Source organism: Rhizobium sp. BT-226, assembly GCF_025847085.2.
GTDB classification, from domain to species: Bacteria; Pseudomonadota; Alphaproteobacteria; order Rhizobiales; family Rhizobiaceae; genus Rhizobium; species Rhizobium sophorae.
In genome coordinates, this window is sequence record NZ_JAOYTI010000004.1 from 437,086 (window position 1) to 452,917 (window position 15,832).

Here is a 15,832-nt window from a genome sequence, read left to right on the forward strand (position 1 = left end):
TTATGCGACCTTCTTCAGGTCTTGCGTTTAAGGATACTTGAGAGCCACTTGGCCTGCTGGCCGCTCAGAAGGGTGCGATAGCGCTCCTGGCTTGCCGCCAGATGGGCGCGCATGGCGGCGCGGGCGGCCTCCGGGTCCCCGGCAGAAATCGCCTTCAAAATCGCCAAATGCTCGCGCTGCAGGCCTTCCTGATAGTCACGCGACAGGGTGCTATGTGTACCCCAAGGCGAGGCGACGTCGCAGGGGATCGCCCGCAGGCCAAGCGCATCGAGAACTTCGACATAATATGAATTATTGGTGGCAGCCGCGATTTCTCGGTGGAAAGCGAAGTCACTCTTCCCGGTTGCTTCGCCGCGCTCGAGCAGCCGGTCGAATTCGAAGAATGCTTCCTGAATCTGCGCTTCCTGGGCCGCATTGCGCCGTAGCGCAGCAAGCCCTGCGCTTTCGATTTCCAGCCCCATGCGCACCTCGATTATGTTGAGCGCATGGGAAACCTTGTTGCCGACATCGGCGCTGATCGAACCGAAGGCAATCGTCGGATGGTTCTTGACGAAGACGCCGGCGCCTTGCCGCGCCTCGACGAGGCCGTCGGCGGCAAGGGTTGCAATCGCCTCGCGGACAACGGTGCGGCTGACGCCGAAGAGCTCGCCCATCCGGGTCTCCGTCGGCAGCTTTTGGCCGGGCGCATATACTCCGGACACGACCTGAGCGCGGATGGCCGAAACGACGCCTTCGGAGAGTTTCGGCCTTCGCTCGACCCTGAAACCTGCGGCCGTGTCGGTCGCCATGTCGCACTCCTATTTGAACACGCTCGGCAGCCACAGTGAAATCGCCGGGATGTAGGTGACCAGCCCGAGCACCACGATGCCCGCACCGTAGAACGGCCAGATCGAGCGCATAGCCTCCCAGACCGTGATCTTGCCGACTGCACAAGCCACGAATTGCACCGCGCCGACCGGAGGCGTGTTCAGCCCTATGCCGAAATTGAGGATCATGATCACGCCGAAATGCACCGGGTCGACACCGTAAGCCTGCGCAACCGGCAGGAAGATCGGCGTGCAGATAATGATGGTCGGCCCCATGTCCATAAAAGTGCCGAGCACAAGCATGAGGACATTGAGCAGGAGCAGCACCGTCAGCGGATCGTCGGCGACGCTCCTCATCCAGATCACCAGCGAGGCAGGCACCTTGAGGAAGGCCATCAACCAGGAGAAGGCGGCGGCTGTGCCGATAATCAAAAGCACCATCGCCGTCGTGCGCACGGCGCCCTGCGTGGCGTGAACGAAGTCTCTCCAGCTCATCTGCCGGTAGACCAGGAGGGTTATCAGCAGCGCGTAGAGCACTGCGATGCAAGAGCTTTCCGTCGCAGTAAAGACGCCGGACCTCACCCCGCCGAAGATGATTGCGATCAGCAGCAGCCCTGGCAGCGCGACGGCGAGCAAATTCGCCACCATGACGAAGCCCGGAAAGGGTTCTGTCGGATAGCCGCGCGAGCGCGCAACGATGTAGGCGGTCACCATGAGCGCAGCCGCGAGCAATAGTCCGGGCAACACGCCGGCGGTGAACAGGTCGGCGATGGAGATCTTGCCGCCGGCCGAGATCGAATAGATGATCATGTTGTGGGAGGGCGGCAGGAGCAGCGCGATCAGCGCTGCCATCGAAGTGACGTTCACTGCATAATCGGCGCCATAGCCGCGCTGCTTCATCTGCGGGATCATCAGGCCGCCGACGGCTGCGGCTTCTGCCACTGCCGAACCGGAGATGCCGCCGAACAGCGTGGCGGTGACGATGTTGACCTGGCCGAGGCCGCCGCGCACGTGGCCAACCAGGGATGCGGCGAAGGCGACGATGCGGGAGGCGATGCCGCCGCGCACCATCAGGTCGCCGGCGTAGATGAAGAAGGGGATGGCGAGGAGCGAAAATACGCTCATGCCGGAATTCAGCCTCTGGAAGATGACCAGCGGCGGCAGGCCCATGTAGAGCACCGTGGCGAAGCTGGCGACGCCGAGGCAGAAGGCGATCGGCGTGCCTATCAGCATCAGGGTGGTGAAAACACCGAACAGGATCCAGAGTTCCATCGCGCTACACTTTCAATTTGACGTTCGGATCGGCATTGATGTTTTCGATCTCGACGGCGATTTCCGCCGGCAGAATCTCATCCAGCGCATCGTCGATCGGTTCGCCGGCGAGGCGGAGCACGATGCGCTCCAGCGAGAAGATCACGGCAAGCACGCCGCCGCCTGCGAGCGGCAGATAGTCGAACGCGCCGGAAATACCCAGCGACGGCAAGATTGTGTTCCAGGTCAGGCTCATGAGCGCGCCGCCGTACCAGACCATGCCGGCGCCGAAGGCGAGAATGACGATGTCCGAGATCATGCGCAGGACGCGCTTGCCGGATTTCGGCAGTACATAAAGCAGCACGTCGAAACCAAGATGATTGTTCTCCCGGATGCCGACGGCGGCGCCGAGGAAGATGAACCAGCTCATCAGCATGACCGAGCCCGGCTCCGTCCAGCTCGGCGAGTCGTTCAGCACATAGCGGCAAAATACCTGCCAGGCGACAAAGACCGTCATCAGCACCAAGCCGGTGCCCGCGAGCCAAAGGGCGGCGTTGCTCAGGCGCGTCAGAAAATTGACGACGGGTGTCAGGTTGTTCGACATCAGGGCCTCGTCGAAATTGGGCGCTCACTCTCCCTTGGCGGGAGGAAACGAGAAAGATGTGCACGAAGCGGCGGTGAACCGGGGTGGCGATAACTCTCCACCCCGATAACCGACGCCGCTTTCCGCGACAAAGAAAGCAGGCTAGGGCTACTGCACAGCCTTTACATCCTCGACCATCTTCTTCAGTACGTCGTCTTTCACGTGCTTTTCGTAAACCGGGGCCATGGCGTCGATGAACCCCTGCTTGTCCGGCATGGTGATCTGGGCGCCGAGCTTTTCGACATTGGCGCGCGATTCAGCGACCTTGGCTGACCACAGCTCGCGCTGCTTGGCGACGCTGTCTTTGGCTGCCTGTTTGAAGACCGCCTGATCCTCCGGCGTCAGCTTGTCGAACGCCGCCTTGTTCATGACGAACACTTCCGGCAGGATCGTATGCTCGTCGAGCGAGTAGTTCTTCGCCACTTCGGCGTGCTTGGCGGTGTCGTAGCTCGGAAAGTTGTTTTCCGCGCCGTCGATGACGCCCGTTTCGATTGCCGAATAGACTTCTCCATAGGGCATCGGCGTGGCATTGGCGCCGAGGGCCGCCACCATGTCGACGAAGATATCGGACTGGATAACGCGGAACTTCAGACCTTTCATATCGGCAACCGAATTGATCGGCTTCGTCTTGTTGTAGAACGAGCGCGCGCCGGCATCGTAGAAGGCAAGCACCACCAGACCGGCCGGCTCGAACGCCTTCTTGATCTGGTCGCCGATGGCGCCGTCCATGACCTTGTGCATGTGCTCTTCCGAACGGAAGATATAGGGCAGGGCCGGAACGATCGATTCCTTCACAGTGCCGTTGAAGGGCGCCATCGACACACGATTCAGCTCGATTACGCCGGAGCGCACCTGCTCGATCGTGTCTTTCTCCTCGCCGAGCTGGGCGGAATGATAGACTTCGAGGGAATAGCGGCCCTGCGTGCGCTCCTTCAACAGCTCGCCGAAATATTTGACGCCCTCGACTGTCGGATAGCCGTCCGGATGCGTATCGGACGATTTCAGCACCGTTTGAGCGCTGGCCGCGCCGCTCATGAATGAAGCGGCAACCATAAGACCGGCCGCCAGTCTAACAAAGTTCTTCATGCTTTCCTCCCGTTTTGCATGACGATGAATTCTCAGAGTCTGTATCCCCGGCTTTGCGACTTAGAGGAAAGTCCTCTGCACGCTTCGCCTCCTTCCAGCGATATTTCCACGCTCGGGCACTGATGGTCGGCCCGAAAGGTGCGCGAGTTGGAAGGCTCATCGAGACATACCAACATGGATCAGCGATGCTCATCGGGTCCGATGGAGCAGCTGCTTACCTCTACACGCGAACACTGTCGCTCTTCTTGTGGAAACAGAAGACTTGGATCGATAGCCTCCTCTATTCTTGCCGTTCCTCCGACCGGCTCACTATGGCTAGAACCTGTAAAGTGCAATGTCAACATACAAAAGCTGTGTAGTTGTATGATGAATTTTCGCCGCGCCTGGTCTCCCACCGGCGGCTGCGAAAGCGCGAGCAGGCAAGGTTGGAGACGCGGGCGACAGCCTTATGGTGGAGGCGTACGCTTCGTAAGAACCCTCAGGCTCGTTCATGTGCACTGTGGGGGTTCGACGGATCGCTAGTCTCTGCCTTGGTTGGCAGAGATGTGCGCCGCAAAAATCTAGGGTCAGATACCTCAGCGCGTGGCGATCGTTCAGGTTTGCCCGCCGCGTTCAGGTCTTTGTTTTTACGCATCTCGCTATCGCGAAAACCGCTGCACGGTTTGCGCAACGCGCTTTAGCACTTGCGGATCAGGAAGCGGTGGCCGCTTTCGGTCTTTTCCGTCTCGACCAGCTCGTGGCCGTCCTCATTGCAGAAATGCGGCATATCGATCACGGCGAGCGGATCGGTGGTGTCGACGCGAATGAGCGTGCCGCTCGCCATGGCGGCAAGCTTCTTGCGTGTCTTGATCACGGGGAGTGGGCATTTCAAGCCGCGAAGATCATAGAGAACGGGGTTCAAGCCGTTCAGTTCCTCGCCCAGAATTTCCAGAACGGCTTCTTTGCCGTGGCGTCCGCCGTTTCCTGCGGTTCGGGCGCCGCAAAGGCCAGCGGGTTCTGCATCGGCACCGGCACGGCCGCAGGTGTCGCGGCAGCGACAGCCGTTGCCTGCGGCTGGGCAGGTGCTGCAGGCGTGGCGCCCGGCGCGGTCTTGGCGGCGAGGCCCTGCGCGGTGCGCTTGGCCATCAGGTCTTCGAGTTCGGCGACCTTGACCATGCGGCCGGCCTCCAGCGAGGTGCCGGTCGGAGCGTAAGCAAGTTCGCGGCCCTTGCGCAGCTTGGCGACCACGGCCTTGCGTTCGGCTTCCGTGGGATCGTACCAGGCCATGCCGTCAAATTTGCTCATCGCCTTGGCATAGTCGGCATCGTAGGTCTTGCCGTAGGAGGCGAGAGCCGCCGTCAGTGCCGGCGGCGTCGACATAGCAGGGCACTTGCCGGCGGCATTGAAGGCGCCGCCGTCGGTTATCTGCTGATTGAAGACGTATTTCTTCTCGCAGACATTCACCTCGGGCGGGCGCTTCGTCACTTCGAAATTGTCGTAGCCGACCTTCAGCATCTTCCAGAAGTCGTAATTGCTGTCGAGGCGATGTTTGACCATGTTTTCCGCGGTCATGCGGAAGGGGAAAGCCTGCAGCTGCACTGTCGCCTGGCCGCCCTTGAAAGCGTCGCGGGCAAAAGCGTAGATCTCCAGCACCTGCTGGTCGGTCATCGAATAGCAGCCGGAGGAGGAGCAGGCGCCGTGGATCATCAGATCGGAACCGGTGCGGCCGTTTGCTGCGTCGTAGCGGTTCGGGAAGCCGGTGTTGATCGCCAGATAATATTTCGAGTTGGGGTTCAGGTTGGCGCGCGTCAGGTCGTAGAAACCTTCCGGCGCCTGCCGATCGCCGGTCTTTACCTTCGGGCCGAGACGGCCGGACCAGGCACAGATCTTGTAATCGGCGATCTTGTCGAAACGGTTATCGGTCTTCGCCTTCCAGATCTCCATGGCGCCTTCTTCCTTGAAGATGCGGATCATGATCGGCGAATTGCGGTCCATGCCCTTGGCGGACATCTGAGCGAGGATATGGCTGGGAAGCGGCTGCTCGACCTTGTTCTTGACCTTGGAAAGATCGACCTGCGCGGTTTCCAACGCGTCATTGCAGCCGGACAGAGCCAGCGCCATGAGGGAGATATAGGCAAAATGACGTATGCGCATCCCAACTAGCCCATAAAGATAATGCGACCCGGTCCGCCCATGGAGTCCAGGCATCAAACGGAATCATAGACGGTTTATACTTTACAAGTCCTTACCAGCCTATGACGTGCTTGGAACATCCCCGCAAGCGCGAATGCTACAGATAACATCAATGTGGCCAAGATTTGGCCCCAATCGGCGATGAGCCGAATGTTGCGCCCAGATCCGGATGTTTTAGGCCGGATCGGCCTAAAACATCCGGATCTAAATCAAAGAAATAGAGCATGATGTCATCCGAAAACCGCTCACACTTTTCGGCATCATGCTCTAGAGATTGCGGCCCATGGCGAGGAATTTCTGGCGGCGGTCATTGCGCAGCTGCTCGCCGGAGCGAGGTGCCATTTCGGCCAGAGCATTGGCGATCACGTCACCGGTTGCCGCTATCACGCTGTCGGGATCGCGATGCGCGCCGCCGAGCGGCTCGGAAATGATGCCGTCGATAACGCCGAGCGATTTCAGGTCCTCGGCAGTGATCTTCATGTTGGTCGCCGCTTCCCGGGCGCGGGTGGAATCGCGCCAGAGGATGGAGGCGGCCCCTTCCGGCGAGATGACGCTGTAGATCGAATGCTCGAGCATATAGACCTTGTTGCCGGTGGCGATGGCGATGGCGCCGCCCGAGCCGCCTTCGCCGATGACGACGGAGACCAGCGGAACCTTGACGCCGAGACACATTTCCGTCGAGCGGGCGATCGCCTCGGCCTGGCCGCGCTCTTCGGCGCCGACGCCAGGATAGGCGCCTGCCGTATCCACCAGCGAAATCACCGGCAGGCCGAAACGATCGGCCATTTCAAGAATGCGGATCGCCTTGCGGTAGCCTTCCGGGCGGGGGCTGCCGAAATTATGCTTCAGGCGGCTCTTGGTGTCGTTGCCCTTTTCCTGGCCGATGACGGCGACGGGCTGGCCGCGGAAACGGGCAAGGCCCGCCTGGATCGCGGCATCCTCGGAAAATTTGCGGTCGCCGGCGAGCGGCGTGAATTCCTGGAACAGCGTCTTGGCGTAATCGGCGAAATGCGGGCGCTGCGGATGGCGGGCGACCTGCGTCTTCTGCCAGGGATTGAGCTTGGAATAGATTTCGACGATCGCCTCGCGGACGCGAACCTCCAGCCGGCCGATCTCATCGCTAGTGTCGATGCTCTCGTCTTCCGTTGCGAGCTTCTTCAGCTCGATGATCTTGCCTTCGAGGTCGGAGATCGGCTTTTCGAAGTCGAGATAATTGTGCATGAGGTGCGTTTCCGTTCCTTGTGCCCGGGGCGTTTTCCTGGCTCCGCCCCATGTCGCCGGTCCTATTCGTGCTTTTTCGCCTGTTTGGCAAGGGGGTGATGCGTCTGGACAAGCTGCTGCAGCCTCTCTTCGAGGACATGCGTGTAGATCTGTGTGGTCGAAATGTCCGAATGGCCGAGGAGTTCCTGTACGACGCGCAGATCGGCGCCGTTGGCAAGCAGGTGGCTGGCAAAGGCGTGGCGCATGACATGCGGCGAGATCAGCGACGGCGTCAGGCCGGCGCGGATCGCCAGGTTCTTGAGGTCGCGGGCGAAAACCTGGCGCGGCAGATAGCCCTCCTTCGAGGCAGCGGGAAAGAGCCATGGGCTTTCCTGTGGCTCCTTCACTGCTGCATTTTCCGCCGCCAGCAGGCGCCCGTAGGATTTGAGCGCCGATATTGCCGAATGCGACAGCGGCACCAGCCGTTCCTTGTTGCCTTTGCCGCGGATCATCAGGAAACGGCCTTCCTGATCGAGCACGCGGGCGGGAAGCGAGACAAGTTCACTGACCCGCATTCCGGTGGCATAGAGCAGTTCCAGGAGCGCCAGCATGCGCAGGCGCTGCAGCTGGCCGGGAGCCGCATCTTCCGCCTCGGCCACTGCCTGCGAAAGCAGCCTGCCGACCTCTTCGACGCCCATCGTTTTCGGCAGCGGACGGCCCTTCTTCGGCGCGTCGAGTATGCCTGTGGGGTCGTCGGTCCTCAGACCCTCGGCATAGAGGAACTTGTAGAATTGCCGCATGGCGGCAAGCCGGCGCGCCTGGGACGAGGGTTTGAAGCCCTTTCGGGCGAGCGAGGAGAGATAGGCGGCGAGATCGGCGGAGGCGGCTTCGGTGAGCCGTATGCTGCGCTCCGTCAGGAAGGAGCGGACGTCGTCGAGATCGCGCTCATAGGATTGCAGCGTATTGGCGGCAGCACCGCGCTCGGCGCTCATCATCTCCAGGAAGGATTCCACGTGGACGCGGCCGAGATCCACCATGCCGGTCACTTCCTGGTCGTGTCGATGGCGCCCGTGGCGGGCGGATTGACCCGCTCGGACGGAATGCGGATCGTCACGTCGCGCTGCTGCGGCTCCACGAAGGTCACAAGCGCCAGCATCGCTCCGTAGACCGTCCCGGCGAGGATCGCGCAGACGAACAGGAAACGGAACAGGGTCGGCATCCAGCAACTCCTTCATGCTCTGCTTCTGTTATAAGAAGCCTATCTGCAAGTGCAAGAAGCGGTATTCAAGCCATGATTCCCTTGCCTGCGACTTGACGCTCCACCTGCATTTGTCGATACCGTTTGCAAACAAAGTGTGAATGGACCGATGAGTGAACAACTGCTGACCGTTGCTGACAGCTTGAAAGACAGAGCTCGCGCCGCGCTCGGTTCACGCAATCTGATCCTTGTCGGCCTGATGGGCGCCGGCAAATCCTCCGTCGGGCGCATCGTCGCCAGCCAGCTCGCCATTCCCTTCATCGACAGCGATCTCGAGATCGAGCGGGTTTCGCGCATGACGATCGCCGAGCTTTTCGCCGCCTATGGCGAGCAGGAGTTCCGGGCGCTGGAAGCGCGGGTGATCAAGCGGCTGCTGAAGAGCGGGCCGCGTGTCGTCTCCACCGGAGGCGGCGCCTTCATCAACGACCGGACGCGCAAGCATATCAAGAAGGGCGGCCTTTCCGTCTGGCTCAAGGCCGATCTCGACGTGCTCTGGGACCGGGTTGCGAAGCGCGATACGCGGCCGTTGCTCAAGACCGAAAATCCGAAGCAGACGCTCGAGGGCCTGATGAATGCGCGTTATCCGATCTATGCGCAGGCCGATCTCACCGTGCTCTCGCGCGACGTGCGCAAGGAAATCATGGCCGACGAGGTCTTACAGGCCGTGATCGAAGCTCAGAAGGAAAGTGCAGCGTCATGAATGCGATAACCTCCGCCTCCGCCATCCGAACGGTGCATGTGCCGCTCGGCGAGCGCGCCTACGACATCCTGATCGGGCCGGGGTTGATTGCGCGGGCCGGCGCCGAGATCGCCACCCGCCTCAAGGGCCGCAAGGCGGCTATTGTCACCGACGAAAATGTCGCTCCGCTCTATCTCAAGGCCCTCGTCGCAAGTCTGGATGAAGCGGGTATCGCCTCGGCTGAGGTCGTCCTGCCGGCCGGCGAGAAGACCAAGAGCTTCGAACATCTGATGACGGCCTGCGACAAGGTGCTTGAGGCGCGCGTCGAGCGGAATGATTACGTCATCGCGCTCGGTGGCGGCGTCATCGGCGATCTTTCCGGATTTGCGGCCGGCATCGTCCGTCGCGGCGTGCGCTTCGTCCAGGTGCCGACCTCGCTGCTGTCGCAGGTCGATTCCTCCGTCGGCGGCAAGACCGGCATCAATTCCCGCCACGGCAAGAATCTGATCGGCGTCTTCCATCAGCCGGACCTGGTTCTGGCCGACACGGATGTGCTGAATTCGCTGAGCGAGCGCGAATTCCGCGCAGGTTACGCCGAAGTCGCCAAATACGGACTGATCGACAAGCCGCATTTCTTCGCCTGGCTGGAAGCGAACTGGAAGTCGGTTTTTGCAGGCGGCTCCGCGCGCATCGAGGCGATCGCCACCAGTTGCCAGGCGAAGGCCGATGTCGTCGTTGCCGACGAGCGTGAAAATGGCCAGCGGGCGCTGCTCAATCTCGGCCATACCTTCGGCCACGCGCTGGAAGCGGCGACCGCCTATGACAGTTCCCGCCTCGTGCATGGCGAGGGCGTTTCGATCGGTATGGTGCTGGCGCACGAATTCTCCGCACGAATGAACCTCGCAAGTCCCTACGATGCGCGCCGCGTCGAGCGGCATCTGAAGGAGGTCGGCCTGCCGACCCGCATGTCCGAGATTCCGGGCGACCTGCCGCCGGCGGAATCGCTGATGGACGCGATCGCGCAGGACAAGAAGGTCAAGAGCGGCAAGCTCACCTTCATCCTGACACGCGGCATCGGCCAGTCCTTCGTCGCCGACGACGTTCCGGCGTCCGAAGTGATCAGCTTTCTCCGGGAAAAACATCCCTGATGTCGGTCGAAGGCGCTCTGGCATTTCTTTCGACATACTGGCCGGAGATCCTTTCGATCACGGCGCTGGTGCTCATGTCCGCCTTCTTTTCCGGCTCCGAGACTGCGTTGACCGCCGTTTCACGCAGCCGTATCCATACGCTCGAGGTCAACGGCGACGAACGTGCCGGCCTCGTCCGGCAGTTGATCGAGCGACGCGACCGGCTGATCGGCGCACTGCTCATCGGCAACAATCTCGCCAACATTCTGTCCTCTTCGATCGCCACCAGCCTCTTCCTCGGGCTGTTCGGCAGTTCCGGCGTGGCGCTGGCGACGCTGGCCATGACTGTTATCCTGGTCATCTTCGCGGAAGTGCTGCCGAAGAGCTGGGCGATTTCTAGGCCTGAGCGCTTCGCGCTCGCCGTCGCATTTCCAGCCAGGCTTTTCGTCCTCGTCGTCGGCCCGGTTTCCTCTTTCGTCAACGCGATCGTGCGCCGGATCCTTTCGTTGTTCGGCATCAACCTCTCGCGGGAGATGTCGATGCTGACGGCACATGAGGAGCTGCGCGGCGCCGTCGACCTCTTGCACCGCGAGGGATCGGTGGTGAAGGCCGACCGGGACCGGCTCGGCGGCGTACTCGATCTCGGTGAGCTGGAACTGTCCGACATCATGGTCCACCGCACCGCGATGCGGGCGATCAACGCCGACGATCCGCCGGAAGCCGTGGTACGCGTCATCCTCGAAAGCCCCTATACGCGCATGCCGTTGTGGCGCGGCACGATCGACAACATCATCGGCGTCGTCCACGCCAAGGATCTGCTGCGCGCGCTTGCCGAACCCAACATGGAGCCGCAGAACCTCGATATCGTGAAGATCGCGCAGAAGCCGTGGTTCGTGCCCGACAGCACCAACCTCGAGGACCAGCTCAACGCCTTCCTGCGGCGCAAGCAGCATTTCGCCGTCGTCGTCGACGAATATGGCGAGGTGCAGGGCATCGTCACGCTGGAGGATATTCTCGAGGAAATCGTCGGCGACATTTCCGACGAGCACGATATCGAGATACAGGGCGTGCGCCAGGAGGCCGACGGTTCCGTCGTCGTCGACGGCGGTGTGCCGATCCGCGACCTGAACCGAGCGCTCGACTGGAACCTGCCCGATGAGGAGGCGACGACGATCGCCGGCCTCGTCATCCACGAATCGATGACCATCCCGGAAGAGCGACAGGCCTTCACCTTCTACGGCAAGCGTTTCATCGTCATGAAGCGGGAGAAGAACCGCATCACCAAGCTGCGCATCCGTCCGGCCGGGGAAGACGGCGCAAAGCCAGCCTGATTTTGCTTGGATCTTAGACGGCCAATGCCCATATGGGTTGCGTGCCGCTACCAGCGGGTCGGTTCGCCGGGTGCTGCCGGTTCGACAGCCAGCGCATGCAGGCCGGCATCGAGCTCCGGTTTCAACAGGTCGGTGATTGCCCGGTGGCGCGCCAGCCGCGACATGCCGGCGAATTTTCCGGAAACGATCCTCACTCGCATATGGGTTTCGCCGGTGCCGGTGATATCAGGTTGGTGGCCGGCATGCAGATGGCTTTCGTCGATGACGCTTACGCGTTCGGGCGCGAAGGCTTCGACAAGTTTTTCTTCGATGCGGGTTCGCAGGGTCATCATCCGGTCTTGCTGGTTCGCGAAAAGGGTACCTACCAAGCCTGCAACATTCCCGTTTGTCAATTCTTGTTGTCGCTTCGCGACAGCCCCATAATTAGCGCCGTCATGAGACTTGATTCCAAATATTTCGATCGCATCCGTACACGCCGCAAACGCGAGCCGGAGACAGAGCAGGCGCCGCCTACCTGTCAATGGGACGGGTGCGACAAGAAGGGGGCGCATCGCGCTCCCGTCGGCCGCAATGCGGAAGGCCAGTTCTTCTTGTTCTGCTTCGAGCACGTCAAGGAATACAACAAGGGCTACAATTATTTCTCCGGTCTTTCGGACGGCGAGATCGCGCGTTACCAGAAAGAGGCGATTACCGGCCATCGGCCGACATGGACGGTCGGCGTCAACAAGGCGGCGAAGGACAGTCCGCTGCATTCGGAGATCCGCTCCGGCGCCTATACCCGCGTTCGCGATCCCTTCGGCTTCGTCAAGGAAGGCGGTAAGGGCAGCGGGCCGCGTTTTCCGCAGGCGCGCAAGCTGAAATCTCTGGAAAGCAAGGCCTTCGAAACGATGGGCCTCGACGCCAATGCGACGTCGGCGGAGATCAAGAGCCGCTACAAGGAACTGGTGAAGAAACACCATCCGGATGCCAATGGCGGCGACCGCGGCTCGGAGGAGCGTTTCCGCGCCGTCATCCAGGCCTATCAATTGTTGAAGCAGAACGGTTTTTGTTAATTCCCGTCCTTGCTCTTGGGCTTCAATCGGGTATGGTCCAAATCGGCTGAGGCCGCAGGCAAACGCGGCTCATATTTGTGCGTTTTCCCGACATCGCCTCCGCCGACCTTCCGGACGCGGCGTTTCTTGTCCGGGACTCTTTCAAGAATGCTCGCACGCGGTCATTATCCCGCCGAGGTTTCGTTTCAGTCCCGGAGAAGCATCGCCGACGTTCCGACCTGGACGGGCGCGGAATAAAAAACGCGGCGTCACGGTTGCGACATGGCCTGAGACAGTATGGCCGGGTGGCATCACCCGCCTTGGAGACATGATGAGCAAGATCGACCTTGATATTTCCGAACTGCCCGATACCACCGTTTCGGTTCGCGAGGCCTTCGGCATCGATTCCGACATCCGCGTTCCCGCCTACAGCAAGGGCGACGCTTATGTGCCGGACCTCGATACCGACTACCTGTTCGACCGCGACACGACGCTCGCCATTCTCGCAGGCTTCGCCCATAACCGCCGCGTGATGATCTCCGGTTATCACGGCACGGGCAAGTCCTCGCATATCGAGCAGGTGGCGGCGCGGCTCAACTGGCCTTGCGTGCGCATCAACCTCGACAGCCATGTCAGCCGTATCGATCTCGTCGGCAAGGATGCGATCGTCGTCAAGGACGGGCTGCAGATCACCGAATTCAAGGACGGCATCCTGCCCTGGGCCTATCAGCACAATGTCGCGCTCGTCTTCGACGAATATGATGCCGGCCGTCCTGATGTGATGTTCGTCATCCAGCGCGTGCTCGAATCCTCCGGCCGCCTGACGCTGCTCGACCAGAGCCGCGTCATTCGGCCGCACCCGGCCTTCCGCCTGTTTGCGACCGCAAATACGATCGGCCTCGGCGACACCACCGGCCTCTATCACGGCACGCAGCAGATCAACCAGGCGCAGATGGACCGCTGGTCGATCGTCACCACACTGAACTACCTGCCGCATGATCACGAAGTGAATATCGTCGCCGCCAAGGTGAAGAGCTTCGGCAGTGACAAGAACGGCCGCGAGACGGTTTCGAAGATGGTGCGCGTCGCCGACCTGACGCGCGCTGCCTTCATGAACGGCGATCTCTCGACCGTGATGAGCCCGCGTACCGTCATCACCTGGGCCGAGAATGCTGAAATCTTCGGCGACCTTGCCTTTGCCTTCCGCGTCACCTTCCTCAACAAGTGCGACGAGTTGGAACGCCCGCTGGTCGCCGAGCACTATCAGCGTGCCTTCGGCGTCGAGCTGAAGGAAAGTGCCGCCAATATCGTTCTCGGAGCTTGAGACCGACCGATCATGGCAGCTCGCGGTGACAATTCAAAAGCAAAGCCCGGTGCGCCCGTCGACGTCGAGCCATTGCGCCGGGCGATAACCGGCTGCGTGCGCTCGATCGCCGGCGACGGCGATGTCGAGGTGACCTTCGCCAATGAACGGCCGGGGATGACCGGCGAGCGCATTCGGCTGCCGGAACTTTCCAAGCGGCCGACGGCGCATGAGCTGGCGGTCACTCGCGGCCTTGGCGATTCGATGGCGCTGCGGCTTGCCTGCCATGACGAGAAGGTGCATGCGACGATGGCGCCGCAGGGCTCGGATGCCCGGGCGATCTTCGATGTGGTCGAGCAGGCGCGCGTCGAATCGATCGGCGCGCTGCGCATGGAGGGCATGGCGTCGAACCTGCGCTCCATGACGGAAGAGAAATATTCCAAGGCGAATTTCACCGGCATCGAGCGCCAGGAAGACGCACCGGTCGGCGAAGCGGTTGCGATGATGGTGCGCGAGAAGCTGACCGGCCAGCGCCCGCCGGCCTCCGCCGGCAAGGTGCTCGACCTTTGGCGCAGTTTCATCGAGGACAAGGCAGGGTCCGAACTGGACAACCTGTCGAACGCGATCAACGACCAGCAGGCCTTCGCCAAGGTCATCCGCAACATGCTGTCGGCCATGGAAATGGCCGAGGAATACGGCGACGATGACAGCGACGCCGACAATGACGACCAGTCGGAGCAGGAAGACCAGCCGAGCGGCGACGAACAGGACCAGGACGAGGTTGACGAGGATGCCGGCACCGATGCCGCCCCCGTCGAGGACAGCGAGGTCGCCGACGAGCAGATGGAGGACGGCGAGACCGAAGGCGCCGAAATCTCCGACGACGACATGATGGAAGAGGGTGAGGACGATTCGGAAACGCCGGGCGAGACCCGCCGGCCGAACACGCCTTTTGCCGATTTCAACGAGAAGGTCGATTATCACGTCTTTACCGAAGAGTTCGACGAGATCATCACCGCCGAGGAACTTTGCGACGCCGCCGAGCTGGAGCGCCTGCGCACCTTCCTCGACAAGCAGCTGGCGCATCTCCAGGGCGCCGTCGGTCGTCTCGCGAACCGGCTGCAGCGCCGCCTGATGGCGCAGCAGAACCGCTCCTGGGATTTCGACCTGGAAGAGGGCTATCTCGATCCGGCCCGGCTGCAGCGTATCATCATCGATCCGATGCAGGCGCTCTCCTTCAAGATGGAGCGCGACACCCAGTTCCGCGATACCGTCGTTACCCTGCTCATCGACAATTCCGGCTCGATGCGCGGCCGGCCGATCACGGTTGCTGCCACCTGTGCCGACATTCTCGCCCGCACGCTGGAGCGCTGCGGCGTCAAGGTCGAGATCCTGGGCTTTACGACCAAAGCCTGGAAGGGCGGGCAGGCGCGTGAAAACTGGCTTGCCGGCGGCAAGCCGCAGACACCGGGCCGCCTCAACGACCTGCGTCATATCATCTACAAGTCGGCCGACGCGCCGTGGCGGCGCGCGCGCGCCAATCTCGGGCTGATGATGCGCGAGGGCCTGCTCAAGGAAAATATCGACGGCGAGGCGCTGATCTGGGCGCATAATCGCCTGCTCGCGCGCCGCGAGCAGCGCCGCATCCTGATGATGATCTCGGACGGGGCGCCGGTGGACGATTCGACGCTGTCGGTCAATCCGGGCAATTATCTGGAGCGGCACCTGCGCGCCGTCATCGAACGGATCGAGACGCGCTCGCCTGTCGAACTGCTGGCGATCGGCATCGGCCACGACGTGACGCGCTACTATCGCCGCGCCGTGACGATCGTCGATGCGGACGAGCTTGCCGGTGCGATGACCGAGCAGCTTGCCTCACTGTTCGAGGACCAATCCGTCCAGCCGCGCGGCGGCCGGATACGCCGTGCCGGCTGACGCTGCTGGA

16 protein-coding genes are annotated in these 15,832 nt (G+C 61.6%); 6 read left to right on the forward strand and 10 right to left on the reverse strand.

The annotated features are described in order from the left end of the window. Positions 1 to 14: 14 nt before the first annotated feature. From OIU37_RS26620 to OIU37_RS26660, 9 genes are all read right to left on the reverse strand, one after another. The gene (locus OIU37_RS26620; RefSeq protein ID WP_264259185.1) at positions 15 to 788 is read right to left on the reverse strand and encodes a FadR/GntR family transcriptional regulator; all 774 of its coding nucleotides are present in this window, start codon (positions 786 to 788) and stop codon (positions 15 to 17) included. Positions 789 to 797: 9 nt separating this feature from the next. Further along, entirely contained in the window at positions 798 to 2,078 is a 1,281-nt protein-coding gene (locus OIU37_RS26625; protein WP_264259186.1) for a TRAP transporter large permease, read from the reverse strand. A gap of 4 nt (positions 2,079 to 2,082) precedes the next feature. Further along, entirely contained in the window at positions 2,083 to 2,661 is a 579-nt protein-coding gene (locus OIU37_RS26630) for a TRAP transporter small permease (protein WP_171604662.1), read from the reverse strand. A gap of 147 nt (positions 2,662 to 2,808) precedes the next feature. After that, positions 2,809 to 3,786, reverse strand: a complete 978-nt coding sequence (locus tag OIU37_RS26635) for a TRAP transporter substrate-binding protein (protein ID WP_171604663.1) — start codon at positions 3,784 to 3,786, stop codon at positions 2,809 to 2,811. Positions 3,787 to 4,462: 676 nt separating this feature from the next. Beyond that, positions 4,463 to 4,687 (reverse strand): sulfurtransferase TusA family protein, encoded by a 225-nt coding sequence (locus OIU37_RS26640; protein WP_180696427.1) that lies wholly within the window; start codon positions 4,685 to 4,687, stop codon positions 4,463 to 4,465. Positions 4,688 to 4,692: 5 nt separating this feature from the next. Continuing rightward, the gene (locus OIU37_RS26645; RefSeq protein ID WP_171604664.1) at positions 4,693 to 5,919 is read right to left on the reverse strand and encodes a murein L,D-transpeptidase family protein; all 1,227 of its coding nucleotides are present in this window, start codon (positions 5,917 to 5,919) and stop codon (positions 4,693 to 4,695) included. A 306-nt stretch (positions 5,920 to 6,225) separates the two neighbouring features. Next, a complete protein-coding gene (locus OIU37_RS26650) occupies positions 6,226 to 7,179 on the reverse strand; it encodes an acetyl-CoA carboxylase carboxyltransferase subunit alpha (RefSeq protein WP_264259187.1) in 954 nt (317 codons plus the stop codon). A gap of 62 nt (positions 7,180 to 7,241) precedes the next feature. Beyond that, on the reverse strand, positions 7,242 to 8,195 hold the full coding sequence (gene xerD / locus OIU37_RS26655; protein WP_171604666.1) for a site-specific tyrosine recombinase XerD: 954 nt from the start codon (positions 8,193 to 8,195) through the stop codon (positions 7,242 to 7,244). A gap of 5 nt (positions 8,196 to 8,200) precedes the next feature. Further along, a complete protein-coding gene (locus OIU37_RS26660; protein ID WP_012759201.1) occupies positions 8,201 to 8,377 on the reverse strand; it encodes a hypothetical protein in 177 nt (58 codons plus the stop codon). A gap of 148 nt (positions 8,378 to 8,525) precedes the next feature. On the opposite strand from OIU37_RS26660, the gene OIU37_RS26665 reads away from it, so the two are divergent. From OIU37_RS26665 to OIU37_RS26675, 3 genes are read left to right on the forward strand one after another with little or no spacing between them, the layout of a single operon-like run. Beyond that, positions 8,526 to 9,116, forward strand: a complete 591-nt coding sequence (locus OIU37_RS26665) for a shikimate kinase (RefSeq protein WP_180696426.1) — start codon at positions 8,526 to 8,528, stop codon at positions 9,114 to 9,116. Continuing rightward, positions 9,113 to 10,243 carry a 3-dehydroquinate synthase gene (gene aroB / locus OIU37_RS26670; protein ID WP_264259188.1) on the forward strand — a complete coding sequence of 377 codons (1,131 nt, stop codon included), beginning with the start codon at positions 9,113 to 9,115 and terminating at the stop codon, positions 10,241 to 10,243. Before OIU37_RS26665 ends, aroB begins: the two co-directional genes overlap by 4 nt. Next, positions 10,243 to 11,553, forward strand: coding sequence for an HlyC/CorC family transporter (locus OIU37_RS26675; RefSeq protein ID WP_180696424.1), 1,311 nt, complete (start codon positions 10,243 to 10,245; stop codon positions 11,551 to 11,553). The genes aroB and OIU37_RS26675 overlap by 1 nt, the downstream gene beginning before the upstream one ends. Positions 11,554 to 11,600: 47 nt before the next feature. On the opposite strand, the gene OIU37_RS26680 is transcribed toward OIU37_RS26675, so the two are convergent. Further along, the gene (locus tag OIU37_RS26680) at positions 11,601 to 11,885 is read right to left on the reverse strand and encodes a BolA family transcriptional regulator (protein ID WP_018243805.1); all 285 of its coding nucleotides are present in this window, start codon (positions 11,883 to 11,885) and stop codon (positions 11,601 to 11,603) included. A 102-nt stretch (positions 11,886 to 11,987) separates the two neighbouring features. On the opposite strand from OIU37_RS26680, the gene OIU37_RS26685 reads away from it, so the two are divergent. The 3 genes from OIU37_RS26685 to cobT all read left to right on the forward strand — a co-directional run bounded on the left by OIU37_RS26685 (position 11,988) and on the right by cobT (position 15,822). After that, on the forward strand, positions 11,988 to 12,605 hold the full coding sequence (locus tag OIU37_RS26685; protein WP_018482761.1) for a J domain-containing protein: 618 nt from the start codon (positions 11,988 to 11,990) through the stop codon (positions 12,603 to 12,605). A gap of 310 nt (positions 12,606 to 12,915) precedes the next feature. Continuing rightward, a complete protein-coding gene (cobS, locus tag OIU37_RS26690; RefSeq protein ID WP_064647653.1) occupies positions 12,916 to 13,908 on the forward strand; it encodes a cobaltochelatase subunit CobS in 993 nt (330 codons plus the stop codon). A gap of 12 nt (positions 13,909 to 13,920) precedes the next feature. After that, positions 13,921 to 15,822, forward strand: a complete 1,902-nt coding sequence (gene cobT / locus OIU37_RS26695; RefSeq protein WP_264259189.1) for a cobaltochelatase subunit CobT — start codon at positions 13,921 to 13,923, stop codon at positions 15,820 to 15,822. The last annotated feature ends 10 nt before the right edge of the window (positions 15,823 to 15,832 follow it).